Source organism: Streptomyces yongxingensis, assembly GCF_055597465.1.
Genome location: NZ_CM145717.1, coordinates 3,062,103 through 3,085,506, shown reverse-complemented (window position 1 = coordinate 3,085,506; position 23,404 = coordinate 3,062,103). Strand labels below are relative to the sequence as shown.

Below are 23,404 nucleotides of genomic sequence, written 5' to 3'. Positions count from 1 at the left end.
GAACGGGGGCTTCGCCCGAGCCCCTCGGTCCGGGGCTTCACTCCAGGCCCCCGGCCTGGGGCTTCGCCCGAGACCTCCGGCCCCGGGGCTCCGCTCCAGGCTCCCGGATCGAGGCTTCGCTCGTTCCCGCGGCGATTGGTATGCGGCTCCGCCGCGTGGCAGGTCTTTGCCCCGGCTCCCGGGGTCCAGGGGCGGAGCCCCTGGTATCGGGAAGGGGCGGGGAGGGGAAAGGTCCGCTCGACACGGCCCCCTCGCACGTACCCGCACATGACACCTATTCGGGTATTGCCTCCCGCAGTCGCCCGCAACAGCCGTACCGTGGGTAGCGCTGTCGCAGATCTTGCGTGCGAAGGAGTCTTCCGCCTATGGAGTACGGCACGTCGCGCTGCGACGACGGCCAGGGCGAGCCGCCCGCCGTGCCGGAGCAGCGCAGGGGTGTCCACGGGAGGATGCCGCTCGCGGTCGTCGTCATCGACGCCGAGGGGCGGGTCACGCACTGGAGTTCGGGTGCGCGCAGGCTCTTCGGCCCCACGCGCCAACAGGCCGTCGGCCGTGCCGCCGTCGACCTGATGCCGGTCTCGGGGGCGTTACGCGGGGCCGAGGTGCGCACCGACGCGACGGGCAGCCCGGAACTCGACGACTCGCGGCTCGGCACCGTGTACTACCCCACCGCGGGGCGGGCCCGTATGGCGGAGCCGGGCCAGGGCCGGGTGGACGTGCTGTGGTGGGCGTATCCGCTGGTGGGCCCCGGGCCGGAGCGGCTGCTGGTGCTGGCGGCGGACGCCCAGGGGGTGGGCGGCGACGCGCTGGGGCGGGACGAGCGGATCGGGCCCGGATTCGCCCTGCACACCGAGTTCCCCGGCGCCGAGCGGCTGGCCGGCCGGCTGCCGGACATCCTGCCCAACATGGGCCCGGCCACGGCCGGCCGGATCGTCGCCCAGGTGCTGGAACTGGGCTATCCGGTCCTGGAGATCAGCCACCACGAGCGCGTCCCGGTGACGCCGGACTGGGGGATGCCCCGCTACCGCGAGCGCCGGGCGCGCCAGGAGGCCGTACGCCGGAGCGCGATCCCGGGCGACGGCGCACCGGATCGGGCGCACGCCCCGGAGCGGTCGCCGGACCCCGACGAGGTGGACCTGGAGTACGCGGCGGTCCGTGAGCGGCTGGAGTTCCTCAACGAGGTCAGCGGACGCATCGGCACCTCCCTGGACCTCGCCCGCACCATCCGCGAGGTGACCAGCGCCGCCGTCCCGCGCTTCGCGGACTTCGCCGGGACCCATCTGCGCGCCCAGGTCCTGGCGGGCGAGGGGTTCCCCGACGGCCCGCCCGACGTCACCACCGTCTGGCACCGCGTCTGGGTCGAGCACAACGACGAACCGGGCCGCTGGGACGACACCGTGCCGGTCGGGGAGAGCATCGCGTTCCCCGAGCACACCCCGTTCTTCCAGTGCATGGTCACGGGCGAGCCGGTGCTGATCCCGCACATCAGCGACGAGGTGGGCGACCGGATCGCCGGGCAGTTCGAGAAGCGCGACCTCAGACCCCTGATCAACGGCCGGTCGATCCTGATCGTGCCGCTCAAGGCGCGCGATGTGGTGCTGGGCTTCATGGTGCTACTGCGGCGCCCGGGGCGTGAGCCGTTCGACGACATGGACCGCACGACCGGTGCCGAACTGGCCGCCCGCGCCGGGCTCGTGCTCGACAACGCCCGGATGTACACCTACCAGGAGAACGTCGCCGAGACGCTCCAGGACAGCATGCTGCCCCAGGTGACCCCGCGCATGGCGGGCTGCGACACCGCCACCCGCTACCTGCCCGGCACTCGGCTCGGCCGGGTCGGCGGGGACTGGTTCGACACCATCAAGCTGCCCGGGTCGCGCACCGCGCTGGTGGTCGGCGACGTCATGGGGCACGGGCTCACCTCGGCGGCGATGATGGGGCAGTTGCGCACCGCCGTGCAGACCATGGCCGCGCTCGATCTGCCGCCCGCCCAGTTGCTGCGCAACCTCGACGATCTGGCCCAGCGGCTCGGTGAGCACTATCTGGCCACCTGTCTGTACGCCGTCTACGACCCCGTCGGCTCCGAGCTGGTGGTCTCCAACGCGGGCCATATCCCGCCCGTGCTGGTGCGGGCCCGGGACGGCCGCAGCGAGCTGCTGGACCTGCCGACGGGGGCGCCGATCGGCGTGGGCGGGGTGCCCTTCGAGACGGCGACGGTGCGGGTGGCGCCCGGCGACCGGCTGGTGCTGTGCACGGACGGCCTGGTCGAGGTGCGGGGCCAGGACATCGGCGCCGGGATCGCCGCGCTGTGCGAGTCCGCGGCGCATCCGGCGGCGTCCATGGACGACGCGTGCGACACCATCATCCGGGCGCTGGCCGCCGCCTCCCGGGACCCGGACGGCCGTGGCGGCCGTAAGGACGACGTGGCGCTGCTGATGGCCCGGCTGAACGGCATACCGGCCGAGGATGTCGCCCAGTGGCGGCTCGCGCTGGACCCCAGCGAGGTCGGGCGGGCGCGCCGGCTCGTCCGCGAGCGGCTGCTGCGGTGGGGGCTGCCGGAGTCCGTGGAGACCGCCGAGCTCCTGGTGAGCGAGGCGGTGACCAACGCGATACGGCACGCCCACACCCACCGTGTGCGGCTGCGCCTGGTGCGCACCGACGCCCTGCTGTGCGAGGTCACCGACGACGACCACGAACTGCCGGCGCTGCTGAGCGCGGACCGGGACGACGAGAGCGGGCGCGGGCTGCGGGTGATCAGCAAACTGGCGCGCGAGTGGGGGACGAGCCGCACGGGGGGCGGTAAAACGGTGTGGTTCGAGCAGGCGTTGGCACATACGGCCGATCAGGCGTTGACACACCCAGGGGAGCGGCGATGAGCGTCTCGGAGCGCTACCGGCAGGCGTGGGAGAGCTACTGGCGGGAGACCTCGGACGCCCCGGGGGACGCCATCTGGGACGCGGACCCCTTGCTGAGCGCCGCCCCGCATCTGGACCTGCTCGCCCCGTACGCCGACACCTCCCTGCCGATCGTCGACCTGGGCTGCGGCAACGGCACCCAGACCCGCTATCTGGCCGCCCGCTTCGGGCGGGCGCTGGGCGTCGACCTGTCCCAGGCCGCGGTGGAGCACGCACGGCGCGCCGACCCGGCGGGCGCGGCGGAGTACCGGCGGCTGAGCCTGACGGACGCTGCCGCGGTGGCGGAGCTGGCCCGGCGGCTCGGCGACGCCAATGTGTACATGCGGGCCGTCATCCACCAGAGCGACGCCGCCGACCGGCGTCCGGTCGCGGAGGCGGTGGCCACGCTGCTGGGGCGGCGCGGGCGGGGGTTCGTCGTGGAGCTGACGGCCCGGTCCAAGGCCGTGCTGGGGGAGCTGGCGGCGAGCCCGGGCGGTCCGCCGCCGAAGCTGCGCCGGGTCTTCGACCACGGGCTGCGGCCGGCCGACGCGGCGGACAAGGAGGTTCCGGAGGTGTTGGCGGAGGCCGGTCTGGAGGTCCTGGCCGACGGCCCGACGGCGCTGGCCCAGACGGAGCAGTGGCCGGACGGCTCCCGGGTCGAGCTGCCGGCCCGCTGGTTCGTGGTCTCGCGGGCGTAGTCCGGCACGGCGGGCGCACCCCGCGCGCCGCAGGCGGGAACGGTGGACTGGACCAGTTATCCACAGGGGTGGTTCGGGTCGGGCGCGGCGCGTAACGTGACGAGGCATGAAGATCCTCATCAGCGCCGATATGGAGGGCGCCACCGGCGTGACCTGGCCGGCTGATGTGCTGCCCGGCACCCCGCAGTGGGAGCGCTGCCGTCGTCTGTTCACCTCCGATGTGAGCGCGGCCGTCGCCGGGTTCCTCGACGGCGGTGCGGATGAGGTGCTCATCAACGAGGCGCATTGGAGCATGCGCAATCTGCTGCTGGAGGAGCTGGACGACCGCGCGCAGATGCTCACCGGGCGGCACAAGGCCCTGAGCATGGTCGAGGGTGTGCAGCACGGTGATGTGGACGGGGTGGCGTTCGTCGGCTATCACACCGGCGCGGGCACCGAGGGCGTCCTCGCCCACACCTACCTGGCCAACTCCATCACCGGCGTGTGGGTGAACGGCGCGCGGGCGAGCGAAGGCCGGCTCAACGCGCTGGTGGTCGCCGAGTACGGGGTGCCGGTGGTGCTGGTCACCGGGGACGACAAGACCTGCGAGGACGCCAAGGACTATGTGCCCGACGCCCGGTGCGTCGCGGTCAAGGACTATGTCTCGCGCTATGCGGCGGTGTGCCGCACCCCCGCCCGCACGGCCGCGGACATCCGGGAGGCGGCGCGGGAGGCGGCGGTGCTGGCGGTGCGCCACGAACCCGCCCGCGTCGGGCCGTTCACGGTGGAGCTGGAATTCGACGCCGAGCATCTGGTGGGGGCGGCGAGCGTCGTGCCGGGCGTGGAGCGCAGCGGCGAGCGGCGCGTCGCGTACACCTCACCGACCATGTACGAGGGGATCCGCTGCTTCAAGGCCGTCACGACGGTCGTCTCGGCCGCGGTGGAGGAGCAATATGGCTGACACGGACCGTCCCGAGGCGATCGACTCCCAGGCGCTGGAGGAGGTGGTGCGGTTCACCTCCGATCTGATCAGGATCGACACCACCAACCGCGGCGGCGGCGACTGCTCGGAGCGCCCGGCCGCCGAGTACGTGGCGGAGATGCTCGGCGATGTGGAGATCGAGCCCACCCTGCTGGAGCGGTCGCCGGGGCGCACCAATGTCGTGGCCCGGATCGAGGGCACCGATCCGTCCGCGCCCGCGCTGCTGGTCCACGGCCATCTGGACGTGGTGCCCGCCGAGCCCGCCGACTGGACCGTGCACCCCTTCTCCGGGGAGGTGCGCGACGGGGTCGTCTGGGGCCGGGGCGCCATCGACATGAAGGACATGGACGCGATGGTGCTCGCCGTCGTCCGGGCCTGGGCGCGGACGGGCGTGCGGCCGCGCCGGGACATCGTGCTGGCCTTCACCGCCGACGAGGAGGACAGCGCCGCCTGGGGCGCAGGCTTCCTCGCCGACCGTCACGCCAAGCTCTTCGAGGGCTGCACCGAGGGCATCAGCGAGTCCGGAGCCTTCACCTTCCACGCCGGGTCCGGGACGCGGATCTACCCCATCGCGGCGGGGGAGCGCGGCACGGCCTGGCTGAAGCTCACCGCACACGGCCGCGCCGGACACGGCTCCAAGGTCAACCGGGACAACGCGGTCAGCCGGCTGGCCGCCGCCGTCGCCCGCATCGGTGAGCACAGCTGGCCGGTCCGGCTGACGCCCACGGTGAAGTCCGCGCTCACCGAACTGGCGGCGCTCCAGGGCGTCCCGGCCGAGGTGGACGCCCCGGACTTCGACGTCGACGCCCTGCTGGCCAAGCTGGGGCCCGCCGCCGCCCTGATCGAGCCCACCGTGCGCAACAGCGCCAACCCCACGGTGCTGGAGGCCGGTTACAAGGTCAATGTGATCCCGGGCAGCGCGACGGCCTATGTGGACGGGCGGATGCTGCCCGGCGGCGAGGAGGAGTTCCACGACACCCTCGACCGGCTCACCGGACCGGATGTGGAGTGGGAGTTCCACCACCGGGAGCGCCCGCTGGAGGCGCCGATCGACACCCCCACGTACCGGGCGATGCGCGCCGCCGTCGAGCACTTCGACCCGGGCGCCCGCGCCGTGCCGTACTGCATGTCGGGCGGCACCGACGCCAAGCAGTTCTCCCGGCTCGGCATCGCCGGATACGGCTTCTCGCCGCTGCGCCTGCCCGAGGGCTTCGACTATCAGGCGCTCTACCACGCCGTGGACGAGCGGGTGCCGGTGGAGGCCCTGCACTTCGGCGTCCGCGTACTCGACCACTTCCTGCAGAGGGCGTGAGGAACACGGTGCAGCAGCAGACGGCCGTCACGGCCCCTTACGGCGACTGGCCCTCCCCGGTCGACGCCGCGCTCGTCGCCTCCCACGACGGCCATCCGGAGTATGTGGGCACGGTCGGCGAGGAGGTGTGGTGGACCGCTCCGCGCCCCGGCGAGGGCGGCCGCCGCGCCCTGATCCGGCGGCGGACCGACGGCGCCGAGGTCCCGGTGCTGCCCCCGCCGTGGAACGTGCGCAGCAAGGTGATGGGGTACGGCGGAACGCCCTGGGCCGCGGTGGACCGCGCGAGCGGCGGCCCGCTGGTGGTCTTCGTCCACTTCGCCGACCAGCGGTTGTACGTCCATGAGCCGGACGCCCCGGCCGGGGCCGCGCCGCGCCCGCTCACCCCGCTGTCGGCGGTGGGGGAGGGGCTGCGCTGGGCCGACCCGGTGCTCCGCCCGGAGCGCGGCGAGGTGTGGTGTGTGCTGGAGGAGTTCACCGGCGCGGGGCCGACGGATGTGCGGCGGGTCATCGCCGCCGTACCGCTGGACGGTTCGGCCGCCGAGGACCGTGCGGCGGTGCGCGAGCTGACCGACGACCGCCATCGCTTCCTCACCGGGCCCCGGCTCTCGCCCGACGGCCGGCGGGCCGCCTGGATCGTCTGGGACCACCCCCGGATGCCCTGGGACGGCACGGAGGTGATGCTGGCCGATGTCGCGGAGGACGGCTCCTTCACGGGCGCCCGGCGGGTGCTGGGCGGGCCGGAGGAGTCGGTCGCCCAGATCGAGTGGGCCGAGGACGGCGCGCTGCTCGCGGCCACCGACCGCACCGGCTGGTGGAATCTGCACCGTCTCCAGCCGCCGGAGGAGGCGGCCGGTGCGCGGGAACGGGCCACGGCCGGGCGGCCGGTGGAGCTGTGCCCGCGCCAGGAGGAGTTCGCCGGGCCGCTGTGGAAGCTGGGCCACCGCTGGTTCGCCCCGCTGGCCGGCGGTCTGATCGCGGTGCTGCACGGCCGGGGCGCGGCGGCCCTCGGCGTCCTCGATCCAGGGACCGGCGAGCTGGCCGATGTGCCGGGCCCCTGGACCGAGTGGGAGCCCACGCTGGCCGTGAACGGCACCCGTGTGGTCGGCGTCGCGGCCGGCCCGCACAGCGGCCATGAGGTGGTGGAGCTGGATGTGTGCACCGGGCGCTCCCGGGTCATCGGCAGCGCCCACAGCGACCCCGTGGACCCCGCGTACTACCCCCGGCCGGAGGCCCGCACCTTCACCGGACCGGACGGCCGGGAGATCCACGCCCAGCTCTACCCACCGCACCATCCCGGCCACACCGCACCGGATGGTGAGCTTCCGCCGTATGTCATCTGGGCCCACGGCGGGCCCACCGGCCGTGCCCCGCTCGTGCTCGACCTGGAGATCGCCTACTTCACCTCGCGCGGCATCGGCGTCGCCGAGGTCAACTACGGGGGCTCCACGGGCTACGGCCGCGCCTACCGCGAGCGGCTGCGCGAGCAGTGGGGCGTGGTCGACGTCGAGGACTGCGCCGCCGTCGCCGGGGCGCTCGCCGACGAGGGCATCGCCGACCGCGCCCGGCTCGCGATCCGCGGCGGCAGCGCCGGCGGCTGGACGGCGGCGGCTTCCCTCACCGCCACGGACCTCTACGCCTGCGCCACCGTCAGTTACCCCATCCTCGACCTGGTCTCCTGGGCCACCGGCGGCACCCATGACTTCGAGTCGCGCTACACCGAATCGCTGGTCGGCCCGCTCGATGAGGTGGCCGACCGCTACCGCGAGCGCTCCCCGCTGCACCGGGCCGACCGCGTCGGCTCACCCTTCGTACTGCTCCAGGGGCTGGACGACACCATCTGTCCGCCCGAGCAGTGCGAGCGCTTCCTGGAGGCGGTCTCCGGGCGCGGCGTCCCGCACGCCTATCTCACCTTCGAGGGCGAGGGCCATGGCTTCCGACGCGCCGATACGATGATCCGCGCCCTGGAGGCCGAATTGTCGCTGTACATCCAGACCTTCGGGCTGATCAGATCCGATGTGCCCACCCTGGAGCTGCTGAAGTCAGCGGTCCCGAACTCCACTGGAGGAGCGAGTTGACACCCCCACCGGCCCCGCGCATCGTCGGCCGTGACCCGCTGCCCACCGCCGTCGCCGATGCCTGGCCGCAGGGCGGCGAGCCCGAGACCTGGCTGCTCAGCGTCTCGCGGTACACCGCGGCCATGGACGCGGCCGCGCCCGGCACGATCCTGGACGCCGAGGAGCGGGAGCGGGCCTCGAAGTTCCTGCGGGCGGAGGACCGCGAGCGCTACACGGCGGCCCATCTGGGGCTGCGGGAGCTGCTCGGCGCCTATCTGGGCATGGCCCCGGCCGATGTGCCGTTCACCCGCGAGGCATGCCCCGGCTGCGGCGGGCCGCACGGCCGCCCCGCCGTGTCCGGCACCCCGCTGCACTTCAACATGTCGCACGCCGGTGATCTGGTGCTCTTCGCCTTCGCGGGCTCCCCGGTCGGCGTGGACGTGGAGAAGCTCCAGCCCGCCTCGGTGGTCGAGCAGGTCGCCGAGAGCCTGCACCCCAAGGAGCGCGCCGAGCTGGACGCGCTGGCGCCCGCCGACCGCCCCGCCGCCTTCGCCCGCTGCTGGACCCGCAAGGAGGCATATCTCAAGGGCCTGGGCACCGGCCTGTCCCGGGACCCGGCGGTCAACTATGTCGGCACCGGGCTCTCCCCCGTGGCGGTCGGCCCATGGGCGATGACCGACATCCCCGTGGACGCGGCCATATCAGGCGGCTCCGGCTATGCGGCGGCCATGGCGCTGCTGACATCATTGCCGCATGCCTGACGTCCGGTATGTCGCCGAGGGAACCCGGGCCGCCATCCGCCACACCCGCCGCGAGGACGGTGCGGAGTTCACCAGGCGCGCCCGGGAGAGCGTGGCGTTCCACCGCCCCTGGCTCACCCTCCCCACCACCGAATCGGCCTTTCAGCACTACATCGCCCAGCTGGAGCGCGAGGACCGCGAGGGCTTCCTCGTCTGTGCCCGGGAGACCGGTGACCTGGCCGGGTTCATCAACATCAACAACATCGTGCGCGGCGCCTTCCAGTGCGGCTCGATCGGCTACGGCGCCTTTCCGCCCGCCACCGGGCAGGGCTATATGTCCGAGGGGCTCGGGCTCGTGCTGCGCCATGCCTTCGGGCCGCTGGGGCTGCACCGCGTCGAGGTCAACATCCAGCCGGACAACAAGGCGTCGATCGGGCTGGTGAAGCGCCATGGCTTCCGGCTGGAGGGATTCTCCCCCGACTTCCTCTACATCGAGGGCGCCTGGCGCGACCACGAGCGCTGGGCCATGACCAGCGACATGCTGAACCAGCGGACCGACCCTGGCTGACGGCCCCCGAGGGCCGACCGGCGGTGCGGGTGTGTCGGCCGACGGTGCCGGGCGCAGGCGGACGGTGCGGCTGACGGGCCACCACGATCGGTCCGAAGCCGCTCTGTTCAGCGGGCCCGTCGGCGTTGTTCCATGGTCACCGGACGGTCGCCGCACCGAGGTGACCCAAGGCAGTCGGAACGAGGCAGCCCGTGGCCACGAGCGTGCGACGTACCACCCTGACCCTTCCCACCGCCCCCGTGGGGCCCGACAACCCCCTGCCCGCGCTGCGCCCCCTCGACGAGGTGCACCGCGTGGACGACCGCACCCGGGCCACCCTCCCCGCCGACATGGCCCGTCAGGTCGCCTACGCACCATTGCGCTCGGTGCTGCCGGTGCGGCTGCGCGACGGCTACGGCCGCGACCGCGCCCCCGCCGCGCTCGACGCCATCGTCCTGGAGAACGACCAACTGCGCGCCACCGTGCTGCCCGGGCTCGGCGGCCGGGTCCACTCACTGGTCCACAAGCCGACCGGCCGTGAGCTGCTGTACCGCAACCCGGTGCTCCAGCCCGCCGACTTCGCCCTCAACGGCGCCTGGTTCTCCGGCGGGATCGAGTGGAACATCGGCGCCACCGGCCACACCACCCTCTCCTGCGCACCCCTGCACGCCGCCCGCGTCCCCGCGCCCGACGCCGCCGACGGGGGCGCGATGGTGCGGCTGTGGGAGTGGGAGCGGCTGCGCGATCTGCCCTTCCAGGTGGATCTGTGGCTGCCCGCCGACTCCGCGTTCCTCTACGTGGGCGTCAGGATCCGCAACCCCCACCACCTCCCCACCCCCATCTACTGGTGGTCCAACATCGCCGTCCCCGAGGACGAGCACACCCGCGTCCTCGCCCCCGCCGACGACGCCTGGCACTTCGGCTACGCCCGCACCCTCAGCAAGGTCCCGGTCCCGGAGTGGGACGGCGCCGACCGTACGTATCCGCTGCGCGGCGCCTACCCCGCCGACTACTTCTACGAGGTGCCCGACGGCGCCCGCCGCTGGATCGCCTCGCTCGACGCCGACGGCGGCGGCCTCGTCCAGACCTCGACCGATCTGCTGCGCGGCCGCAAGCTCTTCGTCTGGGGCGCGGGTCCCGGCGGACGCCGCTGGCAGCAGTGGCTGACCGAGCCCGGCACCGGCGGCTACGCCGAGATCCAGGCCGGCCTCGCCCGCACCCAGCTCGAGCACGTCCCGCTGGAGGCGGGGGAGGAGTTCGCCTGGCTGGAGGCGTACGGCCCGCTGACCGCCGACCCGGCGGCCGTCCACGGCCCGGACTGGGCCGCCGCCCGCCGCGAGACCGAGACCCGGCTGGAGGCGGCGCTGCCGCGCGCCGCCGTCGACGCGGCCTACGCCGCCTGGCGCCCGTACGCCGACGCGGAACCGGCGGAGCGCCTCGCGACCGGCTCCGGCTGGGGCGCGCTGGAGATCGAGCGCGGCGGATTCCGGCTGCCCGGGACGCCGTTCGACCCGGACACGCTGGGGGAGGAGCAGGAGCCGTGGCGCCGGTTGCTGCGCACCGGCGCCCTGCCCGACTGGGAGCCGGGCCCCTCCCAGGCCGACCCCGGCGCCTCCGTGGTCGCGCCCGCCTGGCGCGACCTCCTGGAAGCGGCGCCCTCGACCGCCGCCGCCGAGTACCACCTGGGCGTCGCCCAGTGGCACGCGGGCGACCGCGCCCAGGCCGAGCGCAGCTGGGAGCGGTCGCTGCGGTGCGCGGAGACGCCCTGGACGCTGCGGTGTCTGGCCGTCGCCGACACCGCCTCCGGCCATCGGGCGCGCGCGGCGGAACGGCTGCTGCGTGCCGTACGGCTCTTCCTCACCTCGGCCGCCGCCCCGCCGCCCGAGGCGCCCCCGGTGCTCGAAACGGCGGGCACGGGTACGGACTTGACGCAGGGGCCGGGGCGGGGGCAGGGGCAGGGCGCTGGGCAGGGGACGGCCGTCTCGCTGGCCGCGCCGCCCGTCGCCGCCGACCCGGCGGCCCTGGAGACGGCCGAGGCGGCGCTCGGCCGGGAGGCCATCGTCGCGCTGCTCGCGGCCGACCGCGCCGATGACGCCCGAGCGGTCCTCGACGCACTCCGCCCCGCGATCCGCGCACGCGGCCGCTTCCGGCTGCTGCGCGCGCAGGTCCTGCTGGCCCAGGGCGACGCCCTGGCCGCCCGTGCCGTCTTCGACGAGGGCTTCGAGGTCTGCGATCTGCGCGAGGGCGACGAGACGTTGAGCGACACCTGGTACGCGATCGTGGAACGGCTGGCGGGCGGCACCGAGGACCCACTGACCGAGGAGGCCCGCGCCCGGATCCACGCCGAGCACCCGCTCCCCGCCCCCTACGAATTCCGCATGCGCCCCGCGTAGCGGGCCTACGGCCCGCAGAGGTCTGCCGGGTCGCACCCAGGGGCCGAGCCGCCCCGGGGCGCGCCCGTACGCGTCCTGTGCCGTGCAAGCGCCCTGCGGCCCGCGTCGCGGACCCCGCGTCATGGGGCATCGCCATGCGGGCCTGGGCCCGCATGGCGATGCCCCATGACGGGCACCCGGGTGCGGACAGCGGCACAGCGCATCAGGGGAGAGGAGCCGCGTACCGTGAAGAGACCGCATGATCCTGGGGCGGATCCGGAGGATGAGGGGATTCCCGATCTCCAGGACGGGACGCCCGAGCAGCAGCGGGCGGAGGATCCTGAGCAGTTGCCCGTGGCCGGGGACGAGCCGACGATCGCCGGGTACCGGGACACCACGAGCGCGGAGACGCGTGAGCGGGAGTCGCTCGACGAGCGGTTGACCGATGAGGAGCCGGAGGCGGGGGAGCCGGTCGGCAGCGTGGCGGAACCGGCGGGGCTGCTGTACGACGAGCCGGACCCCGACCTCCCGCGTGAGCAGGACGTCTACTCCCAGGAGGGCTCGACCAGCGGGCTGTCCGCCGAGGAGGAGGCGGTCCGGATCAAGAGCGATGAGCTCCGGGATGTGGACGATCTCTACGAGGAGGTCGACGACGAGGAGGCCATCGTGGATCCGGGACCGCCCTCCTGACGGGTCTGCCGGACGGTGTGTTCACGGGCGGGTCACGCCGTCGGATTCCGGTCGACGTACTCGAAGATCGAGCCGTCGGGGTGGCGCGCCACCAGGGTGCGGCCCACGGGGGCGGGCAGCGGACCGGCGACGATCTGCCCGCCGACCGCCGTGAGATCGGCGATCGCCTCGTCCACGTCCTTCACCGCGATCGTCGCCGTGATCTTGCGGAGAATCGACATCTCCGACTCCGGTCCGCTCATCAGGAAGAAGCAGCCGACCGCCGCGACCGCGACGGGGCCGCGCTGGAAGCGCACCGCCTCGGCTCCCGTCAGCTTCTCGTAGACGGCGATCGCCGAGTCCAGGTCGTCGACGCACACGCGGAGTGAAGTCCCCAGAATATCCATGCGGGCGAGCCTAGTTGAACTGCTCAGACGCGGCAGAGGATCTCACCGTGCAGGACGGCGAACCAACCGTCCGGGGCCCTGCCCCACGCCCGCCACGCCTCCGCGATCGACCGCAGCTCCTCCTCCGTGGCATGGCCGCCGTCCACCGCGAGCCGGGCGTAGGAGGAGGCGACCGTGCGGTCCGCCCACAGACCGCTCCACCACGCCCGCTCCTCCTCGGTGGCGTAAGCCCACGCCGTGGCGGTCGAGGTGATGTCGGTGAACCCCGCCTCCAGGGCCCAGGAGCGCAGCCTGCGGCCGGCGTCCGGCTCACCGCCGTTGGCCCGTGCGACCCGGTGGTAGAGGTCCAGCCAGCCGTCCAGTCCGGGGACGGACGGGTACCAGGTCATGGTGGCGTAGTCGGAGTCGCGCACCGCCACGATGCCGCCCGGCGCGCACACCCGTCGCATCTCGCGCAGCGCCCCCACCGGGTCGCCGACGTGCTGCAGCACCTGATGGGCGTGGACCACGCAGAAGGAGTCGTCGGGGTGGTCCAGCGCATGGACGTCGGCGACCGCGAAGGAGACGTTGGTCAGCCCGCGTTCGTCGGCCACCGCGCGGGCCCGCTCCAGGACGGCGCCCTCGGCGTCGACGCCGGTGACCTGCCCCTGGGGGACCAGCTCCGCCAGGTCCGCGGTGATGGTGCCGGGGCCGCAGCCGATGTCCAGGATCCGCATATGGGGCCGCAGATGGCCGGTCAGATACGCGGCGGAGTTGGCCGCCGTGCGCCAGGTGTGCGAGCGCAGCACCGACTCATGGTGGCCGTGGGTGTAGACGGCGGCGTCCTTCGGCATGGCGGACCTTCCCCTTCGGGACCGGTGAACGGGTGGCTCCACCGTAGAAGGCATCTCGCATCACGAGAAGAACCGTCTCAATATATGAGTGGCCGGTATCGCGGCGAAGGGGCGGTGGGGAGGCGAACCCCACCGCCCCTTCGGCAGAACGTGACGCGGGCATGGTGATGCCGGGAATGGCGATGCGGGAATTCGGGGCAGCCCCGTCACACAGGCGACCCCGTCACACAGGCGACCCCGTCACACACGCGGCCCCGTCACATCGCCCCGGCTGATCACGCCCAGCGCACGCCCCGCCTCGACCACCGGGAGCCGTCCCACCGCATGCCGTCGCATCAGCGCGGCCGCCTCGGCCACCTCCTCGTCCGGCCCGATCGTCACCGGGTCCGGGGTGCATACGGCGTGGCAGGTGACGGCGAGCGGGTCGACGCCCTCGGCGACCGCGCGGAGGGTGATGTCGCGGTCGGTGAGGACCCCGAGCACCTCCCCGTCGCTGGCGACCAGCACATCGCCGATGTCCTGGGCGCGCATCAACTGCGCGGCCTCCACCAGCGAGGCGTCGGGGCGCACCCAGATCGCGGGCCGTGTCATGACCTCCCGCACCGGGCGCGTCGGGTCGCGAGGTGGGTCGTGGGGCATCTGTCCACCTCCCCCTTCGTGGGTGATGTGCTGCCCGCAGTACCCAGGCGGGGCGGGAGGTATGCGCGACGGGTACGCGCCGTCCGCAATCCCTGAGCGAACTCCTACGTGCTCGGGCGCAGCCCCAGCGCCGAGACCACCTCCTGCACCGTGTGGAACGTCTGGTCGGCGGGCAGTTCCTCGGCCAGAGCGATCAGCCCGTCCGGTGCGTGCCGGTCCTCCAGGACGCGCAGCAGCTCCTCACGATCGGCCGGGAAGGACGTACGTCCGAGCCGGCGGGCGAACTCGAACCGCACCGCCTCGGCCTCACCGGTCGTCCCCCGCGCCGGGACCGGCCCCAGGGCGACGTCCGGGTCGTCGTCGGCGGCCGGCTCCGGGTCGTGCCATTCCTCGGCACGGGTCGGGTGTCCGGAGCGGATCAGCCCCTGGAGCTCGTGCTTCATCTCGTCGTCCTTGTGGACGCTCAGCCGGTCGCTGCCTCGCTGCATGTCGGTCGCCTTCCTCAGCGGGTCCGTGTGTCTCCCGGGTCGGTCATCTTCCGGGATATGTCCATCCGCTCCCGGGACGTTCACCTCCGCTCCCGGGATGTTCAATCCGCGCCGCCGTCGTACGGCCAGCGCAGCAGTGCGCCGAGGCCGCCCACCGGGATGTCGTCGCCGTTCGTCTCCCCCTCGGCCGGTGCCACCGTCAGCGCTTCGGCGCCGGTGGCCACGACCGAGCGGATCAGCGCGTCGTCGGCGCGGGCCGGGGACGGCCGGGTGTCGCCCAGGTACTGGACATCCGTGCGGCGCAATGCCAGCTGGTCGGGTTCGGTGCCCACCCATACCTCGCGGTACAGATCGGGCCCGTCCGGGCGTATCAGCAACGAGCCTATGCGGTGCTCACGCGCCGCGTCGACCAGCGCCGGAACCCCCTCGGCGGCCTCCACGCGCCCGCCGGAGGGCATCCGGCCGGCCCGGAACCGCTCCAGCGCCTCCTCGCCGCGCTCATGGGCGTACCGGGCGCGTGCCTCGTCCACCTCCTGGTCCAGCAGCCGGGCGGCGTGGCTGCCGGGCGGGGCGGAACCGGGGGCGCGGCCCCCGCGCGAGGTCTCCACCGCCGCCGAGCGCAGCTCCTTGGGCAACTGCTCGTGGACCGCGCGGCGCTCGCGCGGGTCCCCGGCCAGCAGCACCAGATCCGCGCCGGTCTCCTTCTGGCAGGCGCCCAGCGCGTCGGCGATCAGCGCCGCGTTCTGGTCCCAGGTGTTCTCGGTCTTGAGCTGGAAGTGGCGCTCCGACCAGTCGGCGCTGGCGGTCCGGTGCACCGGCCACTGCCGGCCCTCCACGGAGCCGACCCGGTCGCCGCCGCGTGCGTCGCGCAGCTCGACGTCCGCGCCGGTGCGGTCGATGTACGCCACCAGGCAGGACGGGTCCTCGCCGGTCAGCTCCAGCAGCGGTCCCACATGCGGAAGCGCCGACCAGCACGGGGGTTCGCTCATCGGCGGCGGGGTCAGCAGCGGGGTGTCGAGGACCACCTCGCCGGCCGTGGCGAAGACGGCCCACCCGGCCGGGCCGGCGGCGGGCGGCAGCGCGGTCAGCCTTTCGTACACCGCGCGGCAGGTGGCCTGGTCGGCGCCCTGCCCTTCCAGCCGGCGGCTCGCCTCGCGGGCGGCGCGTTCCTGCTCCTCGGCCGCGGACTCGTCGGGGTGCGACGTGTCGAAGTAGACGCTGGCCCAGGGGCCCGGGCGGTCGTAGAGCGGTTGGAGATGTCCGAGTCGCATGTACTCCCTCCAGATTTCGCGTCCCCCACGCGTACCCATGACGGCGGTATCGACACGAGGTCGTCGGGACGATTGGGGGCCGAGGTTCGAGGCCGATGTTTGGGGCTCGTGGGGGAGGGGGACCCGTCGTTCGGCCGAGCGGCCCGTAGGGAGTGAGGAGCGGCGTCGGACGCGGGACATCAGGGGCCGGGTCCGGCGCCGTGCCCTGCGGAAGGGCGCTTGCGGAAGCGCCCTGCGGAAATGCCCTGCGGAAGTGCCCGCGTACCCGTGGTCCGTCCGGGTCGACGAGGACTGTTCGAGGACTGTTAACGAGGGTGGGGACGGGTACCCGGCGGCACATGACTGATAAATCGGCCTATCCGAAGGCGGGCATACCCTCGGCCGGGGATGTGGCGGAGCCGGTCGCACGAGCCGTCCGCGAAGAAGTCCGCCGGGAGCTGCGCGAGCAGTCCGGGCGGCGCGCGGTCCGCCTCTACGGTGGCGCGGCGGCGGCCGCGCTCTACGCGGGGGGTGCGCTGACGGCGTGCCTGGTGCTGCTGTTCGCGCTGGCGCTGCCGGGGTGGGCGGCGGCGCTCGTCGTTTTCGCGCTGTTGCTGGTGGTGGCGGGGTGGCTGAAGAACGCGGCGGGGCAGGGGGCGGGGCGGCGGCCCAGTGCGCCTTCTGGGCCGACCGCGCCTTCCGCGCCTTCCGCGCCTTCCGCGCCTTCTGCCCCTTCGGGGCCCGCTGCTCCTCCCGGACCCGGTGGTCCTGCCGGGCCTTCTGGTGGCCCCAGTGGTCCTGCCGGGCCTTCTGGTGGTCCAGCCGGGCCTGCCGCGCCTCCGACGCCTCCGGGGCCCGGGGCGCCTCCTCAGCCCCCTCATCCTCCTCACACGGGGTGATCGACCATGGCGGAGAATCCGCTGTTGACCAGGTACGGCGAGGCGCTGGACCTCTTCACCGAACGGGTGCACGCGGTCCGGCCCGATCAGTGGGACGACCCGACGCCCTGCACCGAGTGGACCGTACGCGACCTGGTGAACCATCTCGCCGTCGAGCAGATGTGGGTGCCGCCGCTGGTCCGGGAGGGGGCGAGCGCCGGTGACCAGAGCGATGCGCTGGAGGGCGATCTGCTCGGTGACGACCCCGTCGCCACGTGGGACGTGGTGGCGACTGCGGCGCGGGATGCCTTCCGTGAGCCGGGGGCGCTCGACCGGATGGTCGACCTCTCGTACGGGGAGAGCCCCGCGACGCATTACTGCGCGCAGATGACGGCTGACGCGGCGGTGCACGCGTGGGATCTGGCCCGGGCCATCGGGGCGGATGAGCGCATTCCTAAGCCGCTGGTGGACTTTTCGGTGCGGGAGGTCGCGCCGTATGCGGCGGATTTGGAGGAGAGCGGGCTGTTTGCGGCGCCGGTTGAGCCTCCGGCGGGGGCGGATGCGCAGGCGCGGCTCCTGGCCCTGCTGGGCCGCGAGCCGTAGGCAGTTCCCCACCCCGCCCCTTCCCGAAAGAGGAGGCTCCGCCCCCTCACCCCCACCGGGGCTCCGCCCCGAACCCCGCTCCCGGCACCCCCGCCCCGCCTCACCTCGCACCGACACGTGTCCGACGCGCCGACGAGGCCCGAGGCCGGACGCGCCGAACGCGCCGTAACCCGGGCCCGAGTGCGCCCGGTAACCCGGGCCCGAGTGTGCCCGCTCACCCGCGGGCGGGGCCCGCCTCGACGAGCCCGCCCCGGCAAGCCCCAGCCGCCCCCGAGCGGGCCCCGCGCGAGCGCGCCCGGGTCCGCACGTTGCCGGCGGGTGGGGGTGTGGGCGGAGCCAGACTCCGCCCACACCCCCACCCGCATATCGGCCCACCGCGCCCCGCGGAATTCAGCAGCGGACCCGTGGGCGGTCCCAGTGGCGGTGGGCGGCTATGGCTTCGGTGAAGGCTTGGGTGAATTCCTCGCTCGCCGTGCCCGTCGTGGTGTCCGTGACGACGCCGCGGTCGGTGCAGACGTGGCCGTGGCCGGAGGCGATGTGGAGGCCCTCCGGGTCCAGGGAGGAGAGGATGCCGACGCCGGAGCCGAGGGCGCCGATGGGCTTGCCGTGACGGTAGGCGTCGCGGACGAAGCGCATGGCCTCGCTGTCCGAGGCCAGGCCGGGGGTGCCGGTGGGGCCGCCGGGGAGGAGGAGGGCGTCGTAGAGGACGGAGGCGACCGTGGGGAGGGCGCGGTCCACCGCGTAGCCGTTGCCGTCGGCGCCGAGTACCTTGCCGTCGTGCGGGGCGAGGGCCTCGACGACGGCTCCCTGGGCGGTGAGCGCCTCCTGGGCCTGGGTGAGCTGGCCGGTGTCCACGCCGTCCATGACCAGTACCGCGATCTGGCGGGTGCGGATCGAGCCGTCGCCCTGGAGGTTGTCGAAGCTCAGCGCGGGCGAGACCTGCGGCTTGTGGTTGTTGGCGCCCGGCTCCGGATTCGCCACGCCGATGCCCTGGGCCACCTGCGAGGCCAGGTCGTAGTCGACCCGGGCCAGCTGCTCGACCGTGCGCTCCCGCACATGCACCGCGCCGACCTTGCCCAGCTCGAAGCGGAAGGCGTCCACGATATGGCGCTTCTCCCAGTCGCTCATGCTGTTCCAGAACAGCGCGGCCTGGCTGTAGAAGTCCTTGAAGGACTCGCTCCGCTTGCGGATCTTGTCGCCGTCGACCCGCTCCGCGTAGTGGGAGAAGGCATAGCCGTCCGCCCCCGCGAGGGCCGGGCAGCCCCCGCCGAGGGAGTTGGGCGAGTAGTTGGTGCCGCGGTGGAGCGCGGTCTGGTGGTAGCCGTCCCGGTGGTTGGTCCGGGCCGGGGCGACCGGCTGGTTGACCGGGAGCTGCGAGAAGTTGGGCCCGCCCAGCCGGATCAGCTGGGTGTCCAGATACGAGAAGTTCCGGGCCTGCAGCAGCGGGTCATTGGTGAAGTCGATCCCGGGGACCACGTTCGCGGTGTGGAAGGCCACCTGCTCGGTCTCCGCGAAGAAGTTGTCCGGGTTGCGGTTCAGGACCATGTGGCCGATCGGCCGCACCGGCACCTGCTCCTCCGGAATGATCTTGGTGGCGTCGAGCAGATCGACGTCGAAGTTGAACTCGTCCTCCTCCGGTATCAGCTGCACCCCCAGCTCGTACTCGGGGTACTGACCCGCCTCGATCGCCTCCCACAGATCGCGCCGGTTGAAGTCCGGGTCGCGGCCCTGGCACTCCTGCGCCTCGTCCCACACCAGCGAGTGGACGCCCAGCTTCGGCTTCCAGTGGAACTTCACGAAGGTGCCGCGGCCCTGCGCGTCCACAAAGCGGAAGGTGTGCACCCCGAAGCCCTGCATCATCCGGTAGCTGCGTGGAATCGCCCGGTCCGACATCAGCCACATCATCATGTGCATGGTCTCGGGCTGGAGCGAGACGAAGTCCCACAGGGTGTCATGGGCGGAGGCGCCGGTCGGGATGTCGTTCTGCGGCTCCGGCTTGAGCGCGTGCACGAAGTCGGGGAACTTGATCCCGTCCTGGATGAAGAAGACCGGCATGTTGTTGCCGACCAGGTCGTAGTTGCCCTCCGAGGTGTAGAACTTCGTCGCGAAGCCCCGCACGTCCCGCACCGTGTCCGCCGAGCCCCGGGGCCCCTGCACGGTGGAGAACCGCACGAAGACCGGGGTACGCACGGACGGATCCTGGAGGAAGGCGGCGCGGGTGAACTCCGCGCAGGACTCGTACGGCTCGAAGTAGCCGTACGCGCCCGCGCCCCGCGCGTGCACCACCCGCTCCGGGATGCGCTCATGGTCGAAATGGGTCAGCTTCTCGCGGAAGTGGAAGTCCTCCATCAGGGTCGGGCCGCGCTCGCCCACGGTGAGGGCGTCATCAGTGTGGTCGACGGCCACGCCCTGGTCGGTGGTGAGCGGCCCTTCGGCGGGGTCGGGCGCGCGGTACCTGTCGCGCTGCCGTTCCTTGCGGTCCTCCGTCATCGTGCCGATCCCTTCGTCGTCTTCGCGAACTCCTCCAGGAACGCCTCGCAGAACGCCTTGAGATCGTCCGGCTTACGGCTGGTGATCAGGGCGTTGGGGCCGCCGGTGCAGACCTTGACCTGCTCGTCCACCCATGTTCCGCCGGCGTTGGTGATGTCGGTGCGCAGACTCGGCCAGGAGGTCAGGGTGCGGCCGCGTACGACATCGGCCTCCACCAGCGTCCAGGGGGCGTGGCAGATCGCGGCCACCGGCTTGCCCGCGTCGAAGAAGCCCTTGGCGAAGGCGACCGCCTTGTCGTCCAGGCGCAGGAAGTCGGGGTTGGCCACCCCGCCGGGCAGCACCAGGGCGTCGTACTCCCCGACCGTCGCGTCCTTCACGACCTGGTCGACCTCGAAGGTGTCCGCCTTGTCGAGATGGTTGAACGCCTGGATGCGGCCGGGCTTGGTGGACACCAGACGGGGGGTGCCCCCGGCGTCCCGGACCGCCTGCCAGGGGTCGGTCAGCTCGACCTGTTCCACGCCTTCCGGGGCGACGAGAAAGGCGACCTTCATTGCTGCTCACGTCCTTCCGGTCCGGGTATCGCATGCGTCCGGTGCGGCGGGTAGCCAGCGCGGACGGGGTCGAAACGGGAACATCAGGTGCATCAGGCGTCGTCCGACGTCTTCTTCCGGTGCGGCAGGAACTCCTGCACCTTCGCCTTCAGGCCCTGGCGGACCATGCCCGCCCGGTCCGCGTCGCCCTTGAGGATCGACTCGGCCGTGGCCTCCATCTGCTCCCAGGTGGCATGCGGCGGGATCGGGGGGACGTCCGGGTCGGTGAGGAACTCCACGACCGCCGGGCCGTCCGCGCTCAGCGCCTCGTGCCACGCCTGCTCGACCTGCTCGGGCTTCTCCACCCGGATGCCGGTCATGCCGAGCGATTCGGCGAACCGCGCGTAGGAGACATCGGGAATCGCCTGCGAGGGCAGGAACTGCGGCGCCCCGCCCATCGCCCGCATCTCCCAGGTGACCTGGTTGAGGTCCTGGTTGTTCCAGACGGCGATCACCAGCCGGGGGTCCTCCCACAACTGGCGGTACTTGGCCACCGTGATCAGCTCGGCCAGGCCGTTCATCTGCATCGCGCCGTCCCCGACCAGCGCCACCGCCGGCCGGTCCGGACGGGCGAACTTGGCGCCGATCGCGTACGGCACCCCGCAGCCCATCGTGGCCAGCGTGCCCGACAGCGAGCCGCGCATCTCACCGCGCATCCGCACATGGCGCGCGTACCAGTTGGCGACGGAGCCGGAGTCGCAGGTGACGATGGAGTCCGAGGGCAGCAGCGGGTCCAGGCAGTGGGCCACGTACTCGGGGTTGACCGGGTCCGCGGACACCTCCGCGCGGGAGCCCATCACCTCGCGCCAGCGCCGTACGCCCGCGATGATCTCCTCCTGCCAGTCCCGCGCCTCCTTGCGCTCCAGCAGCGGCAGCAGCCGCAGCAGGGTCTCGCGCGCGTCGCCGACCAGGTTGACCTCGTACGGATAGCGCATCCCGATCATGTGCGGATCGAGATCGATCTGGACCCCGCGCGCCTTGCCGAACTCCGGCAGGAACTGGCTGTACGGAAAGCTGGAGCCGATGGTCAGCAGGGTGTCGCAGTCCCGCATCATCTCGTACGAGGGGCGGGTGCCCAGCAGCCCGGTGGACCCGGTGACATAGGGCAGTTCATCGCTGAGCGCGTCCAGGCCGAGCAGCGCCTTGGCGACCCCGGCGCCGAGGGTTTCGGCGGCCCGCTGGACCTCCTTGCGCGCCCCGGCCGCGCCCTGGCCGACCAGGATCGCCACCCGCTCGCCCGCGTTCAGCACCTCCGCGGCCCGCTCCACCGCGCTGTTGGAGGGCACCGCGGACCAGCCGCTGCGGTCCAGGCTGGAGGGCACCATCTTGAACTCGTGGGTGGGCGCGGAGTAGTCGAGGTCCTGCACATCCGCCGGGATGATCACGGCGGTGGGGGCGCGGCGGGCGTAGGCGGTGCGGATGGCCCGGTCCAGGACGTTGGGCAACTGCTCGGGGACGGTGACCGTCTCCAGGAAGTCCGAGGCCACGTCCTTGAAGAGGCTGTGCAGATCCACCTCCTGCTGGTACGAGCCCCCCATCGCGCTGCGGTGGGTCTGGCCGACCAGCGCCACCACCGGGACGTGGTCCATCTTGGCGTCGTACAACCCGTTCAGCAGGTGGATCGCGCCGGGGCCCGAGGTCGCCGCGCAGACGCCGAGGCGGCCGCTGAACTTGGCGTAGCCCACGGCCTGGAACGCGGCCATCTCCTCGTGCCGGGCCTGGATGAACCGGGGCTCGTTCTCGGCCCGCCCCCATGCGGCGAGCAGGCCGTTGATTCCATCCCCCGGGTAGCCGAACACATGCTCGACACCCCACTCCGACAGTCGGGCGAGGATGTAGTCGGCCACTTTCATGGTCATGGTGGGTCATCGCTCCTCTCGCGATCGCTCTTCTCGGTGATCGCTGTCAACCGGCCACCTGCGGCAGCACCTTGGTGCGGTAGAAGTCGAAGAAGCCGCGCTGGTCGGGGCCGATCTGATTGACGTAGACGGTGTCGAATCCGGCCTCGGCGTACGCGGTCAGCGCGGCCACGTGCGCCTCCGCGTCATCCCCGCAGACCACTGCGTCGGCCACCCGCTCGGGGGTGACGAGCTGGGCGGCCTGCTCGAACTGGCCCGGGGTGGTCAGCGTCGACAGCACCTCGCCGGGCAGCGCCTCGGTCGGCCACAGCCGGTGGGCGGTGCGCAGCGCCTCGTCGGGGTCCGCGCTGTAGCACACCTTCAGGCCGCCGCGGGCCGGTTTGCTGTTGCCCCCGGCGCCGCTGCCGCGCCGGAACCGCGCCACCAGCTCCGCGTCCGGGGTCATGGTGATGAAGCCGTCGCCGACCCGTCCGGCCAGCGCGGCGGCGGCCGATCCGAAGGCCGCGATGTCGATGGGCACCGGCTCCTCGGGCACGGTGTACAGCCGGGCGTTCTCCACCGTGTAGTGCTTGCCGTGATGGGTGACGCGGCGCCCCTCGAACAGTTGGCGCATCACCATCACGGCCTCCTCCAGCATCTCCAGCCGGATCGGCGCGGGCGGCCAGCGGTCGCCCAGTACGTGCTCGTTCAGCGCCTCGCCGCTGCCCACACCCAGCCGGAAGCGGCCCTCCAGCAGCACCGCGCTGGTCGCGGCGGCCTGGGCCACGATGGCGGGGTGGATACGGATGGTGGGGCAGGTCACCGCGGTCTGCACGGGCAGGCTGGTGGCCTGCGCGAGGGCGCCGATCACCGACCAGACGAAGGAGCTCTGGCCCTGGGCGGCGTTCCAGGGGTGGTAGTGGTCCGAGATCCACAAATGACTGAAGCCTGCCTGCTCCGCCATCCGGGCCTGCTCGACAAGGTCCGCGGGCCCGTGTTCTTCGGCGGCCAGGAAGTAGCCGTACTCGGTCATGGGGCCCTCCTCGAGCGCGGATGCCGGCAGATGCGACGGGTAACCGGGGCCCGGGGAAGGAAACCTCGTTTGATACGGCCCGGGGCGGGCACCTGGCCGGTGCGCTTC

The 23,404-nt window shown here is 72.9% G+C and carries 20 protein-coding genes; 11 read left to right on the top strand and 9 right to left on the bottom strand.

Going from position 1 to position 23,404, the window contains the following annotated elements:
• Window positions 1–365: 365 nt before the first annotated feature.
• The 9 genes from ACZ6TD_RS12965 (at window position 366) to ACZ6TD_RS12925 (ending at window position 12,268) form a co-directional block, all read left to right on the top strand.
• Window positions 366–2,876 carry a SpoIIE family protein phosphatase gene (locus ACZ6TD_RS12965; protein ID WP_471353656.1) on the top strand — a complete coding sequence of 837 codons (2,511 nt, stop codon included), beginning with the start codon at window positions 366–368 and terminating at the stop codon, window positions 2,874–2,876.
• Complete coding sequence (locus ACZ6TD_RS12960) at window positions 2,873–3,592, top strand: class I SAM-dependent methyltransferase (protein WP_471353654.1); 720 nt, start codon at window positions 2,873–2,875, stop codon at window positions 3,590–3,592. Before ACZ6TD_RS12965 ends, ACZ6TD_RS12960 begins: the two co-directional genes overlap by 4 nt.
• Window positions 3,593–3,698: 106 nt before the next feature.
• A complete protein-coding gene (locus ACZ6TD_RS12955; protein ID WP_471353652.1) occupies window positions 3,699–4,532 on the top strand; it encodes a M55 family metallopeptidase in 834 nt (277 codons plus the stop codon).
• On the top strand, window positions 4,525–5,865 hold the full coding sequence (locus ACZ6TD_RS12950; RefSeq protein WP_471353651.1) for a M20/M25/M40 family metallo-hydrolase: 1,341 nt from the start codon (window positions 4,525–4,527) through the stop codon (window positions 5,863–5,865). Before ACZ6TD_RS12955 ends, ACZ6TD_RS12950 begins: the two co-directional genes overlap by 8 nt.
• An 8-nt stretch (window positions 5,866–5,873) precedes the next feature.
• Window positions 5,874–7,940: a S9 family peptidase gene (locus tag ACZ6TD_RS12945; protein WP_471353649.1), complete on the top strand. Its 2,067-nt coding sequence runs from the start codon at window positions 5,874–5,876 to the stop codon at window positions 7,938–7,940.
• The gene (locus tag ACZ6TD_RS12940; RefSeq protein ID WP_471353647.1) at window positions 7,937–8,680 is read left to right on the top strand and encodes a 4'-phosphopantetheinyl transferase family protein; all 744 of its coding nucleotides are present in this window, start codon (window positions 7,937–7,939) and stop codon (window positions 8,678–8,680) included. The genes ACZ6TD_RS12945 and ACZ6TD_RS12940 overlap by 4 nt, the downstream gene beginning before the upstream one ends.
• Window positions 8,673–9,227 carry a GNAT family N-acetyltransferase gene (locus ACZ6TD_RS12935; RefSeq protein ID WP_471353644.1) on the top strand — a complete coding sequence of 185 codons (555 nt, stop codon included), beginning with the start codon at window positions 8,673–8,675 and terminating at the stop codon, window positions 9,225–9,227. The genes ACZ6TD_RS12940 and ACZ6TD_RS12935 overlap by 8 nt, the downstream gene beginning before the upstream one ends.
• Before the next feature lie 191 nt (window positions 9,228–9,418).
• Entirely contained in the window at window positions 9,419–11,599 is a 2,181-nt protein-coding gene (locus tag ACZ6TD_RS12930; protein WP_471353642.1) for a DUF5107 domain-containing protein, read from the top strand.
• Window positions 11,600–11,824: 225 nt separating this feature from the next.
• Window positions 11,825–12,268, top strand: a complete 444-nt coding sequence (locus tag ACZ6TD_RS12925) for a DUF5709 domain-containing protein (RefSeq protein ID WP_471353640.1) — start codon at window positions 11,825–11,827, stop codon at window positions 12,266–12,268.
• Between the two features lie 32 nt (window positions 12,269–12,300).
• Here ACZ6TD_RS12925 and ACZ6TD_RS12920 read toward each other — a convergent pair whose 3' ends face one another.
• From ACZ6TD_RS12920 to ACZ6TD_RS12900, 5 genes are all read right to left on the bottom strand, one after another.
• Window positions 12,301–12,654, bottom strand: a complete 354-nt coding sequence (locus ACZ6TD_RS12920; protein WP_471353638.1) for a VOC family protein — start codon at window positions 12,652–12,654, stop codon at window positions 12,301–12,303.
• Between the two features lie 23 nt (window positions 12,655–12,677).
• On the bottom strand, window positions 12,678–13,487 hold the full coding sequence (locus tag ACZ6TD_RS12915) for a class I SAM-dependent methyltransferase (RefSeq protein ID WP_471353636.1): 810 nt from the start codon (window positions 13,485–13,487) through the stop codon (window positions 12,678–12,680).
• 240 nt (window positions 13,488–13,727) lie between these two features.
• Window positions 13,728–14,078, bottom strand: a complete 351-nt coding sequence (locus ACZ6TD_RS12910; RefSeq protein WP_471353634.1) for a CBS domain-containing protein — start codon at window positions 14,076–14,078, stop codon at window positions 13,728–13,730.
• A 152-nt stretch (window positions 14,079–14,230) separates the two neighbouring features.
• The gene (locus ACZ6TD_RS12905) at window positions 14,231–14,614 is read right to left on the bottom strand and encodes a DUF2795 domain-containing protein (protein ID WP_471353632.1); all 384 of its coding nucleotides are present in this window, start codon (window positions 14,612–14,614) and stop codon (window positions 14,231–14,233) included.
• Between the two features lie 101 nt (window positions 14,615–14,715).
• A complete protein-coding gene (locus ACZ6TD_RS12900) occupies window positions 14,716–15,885 on the bottom strand; it encodes a baeRF2 domain-containing protein (RefSeq protein ID WP_471353630.1) in 1,170 nt (389 codons plus the stop codon).
• A 338-nt stretch (window positions 15,886–16,223) separates the two neighbouring features.
• Here ACZ6TD_RS12900 and ACZ6TD_RS12895 point away from each other — a divergent pair, with 338 nt between their 5' ends.
• The gene (locus ACZ6TD_RS12895; RefSeq protein ID WP_471353628.1) at window positions 16,224–16,763 is read left to right on the top strand and encodes a phage holin family protein; all 540 of its coding nucleotides are present in this window, start codon (window positions 16,224–16,226) and stop codon (window positions 16,761–16,763) included.
• A gap of 6 nt (window positions 16,764–16,769) precedes the next feature.
• Entirely contained in the window at window positions 16,770–17,345 is a 576-nt protein-coding gene (locus tag ACZ6TD_RS12890; protein ID WP_471353625.1) for a TIGR03086 family metal-binding protein, read from the top strand.
• Between the two features lie 390 nt (window positions 17,346–17,735).
• Here ACZ6TD_RS12890 and ACZ6TD_RS12885 read toward each other — a convergent pair whose 3' ends face one another.
• From ACZ6TD_RS12885 to ACZ6TD_RS12870, 4 genes are all read right to left on the bottom strand, one after another.
• Entirely contained in the window at window positions 17,736–19,835 is a 2,100-nt protein-coding gene (locus ACZ6TD_RS12885; protein WP_471353623.1) for a catalase, read from the bottom strand.
• Window positions 19,832–20,386 (bottom strand): type 1 glutamine amidotransferase domain-containing protein, encoded by a 555-nt coding sequence (locus ACZ6TD_RS12880; RefSeq protein WP_471353621.1) that lies wholly within the window; start codon window positions 20,384–20,386, stop codon window positions 19,832–19,834. The genes ACZ6TD_RS12885 and ACZ6TD_RS12880 overlap by 4 nt, the downstream gene beginning before the upstream one ends.
• Before the next feature lie 92 nt (window positions 20,387–20,478).
• Window positions 20,479–22,284: a thiamine pyrophosphate-requiring protein gene (locus ACZ6TD_RS12875; protein ID WP_471353619.1), complete on the bottom strand. Its 1,806-nt coding sequence runs from the start codon at window positions 22,282–22,284 to the stop codon at window positions 20,479–20,481.
• A 46-nt stretch (window positions 22,285–22,330) separates the two neighbouring features.
• The gene (locus ACZ6TD_RS12870) at window positions 22,331–23,296 is read right to left on the bottom strand and encodes a TIGR03557 family F420-dependent LLM class oxidoreductase (RefSeq protein WP_471353617.1); all 966 of its coding nucleotides are present in this window, start codon (window positions 23,294–23,296) and stop codon (window positions 22,331–22,333) included.
• Window positions 23,297–23,404 lie beyond the last annotated feature (108 nt).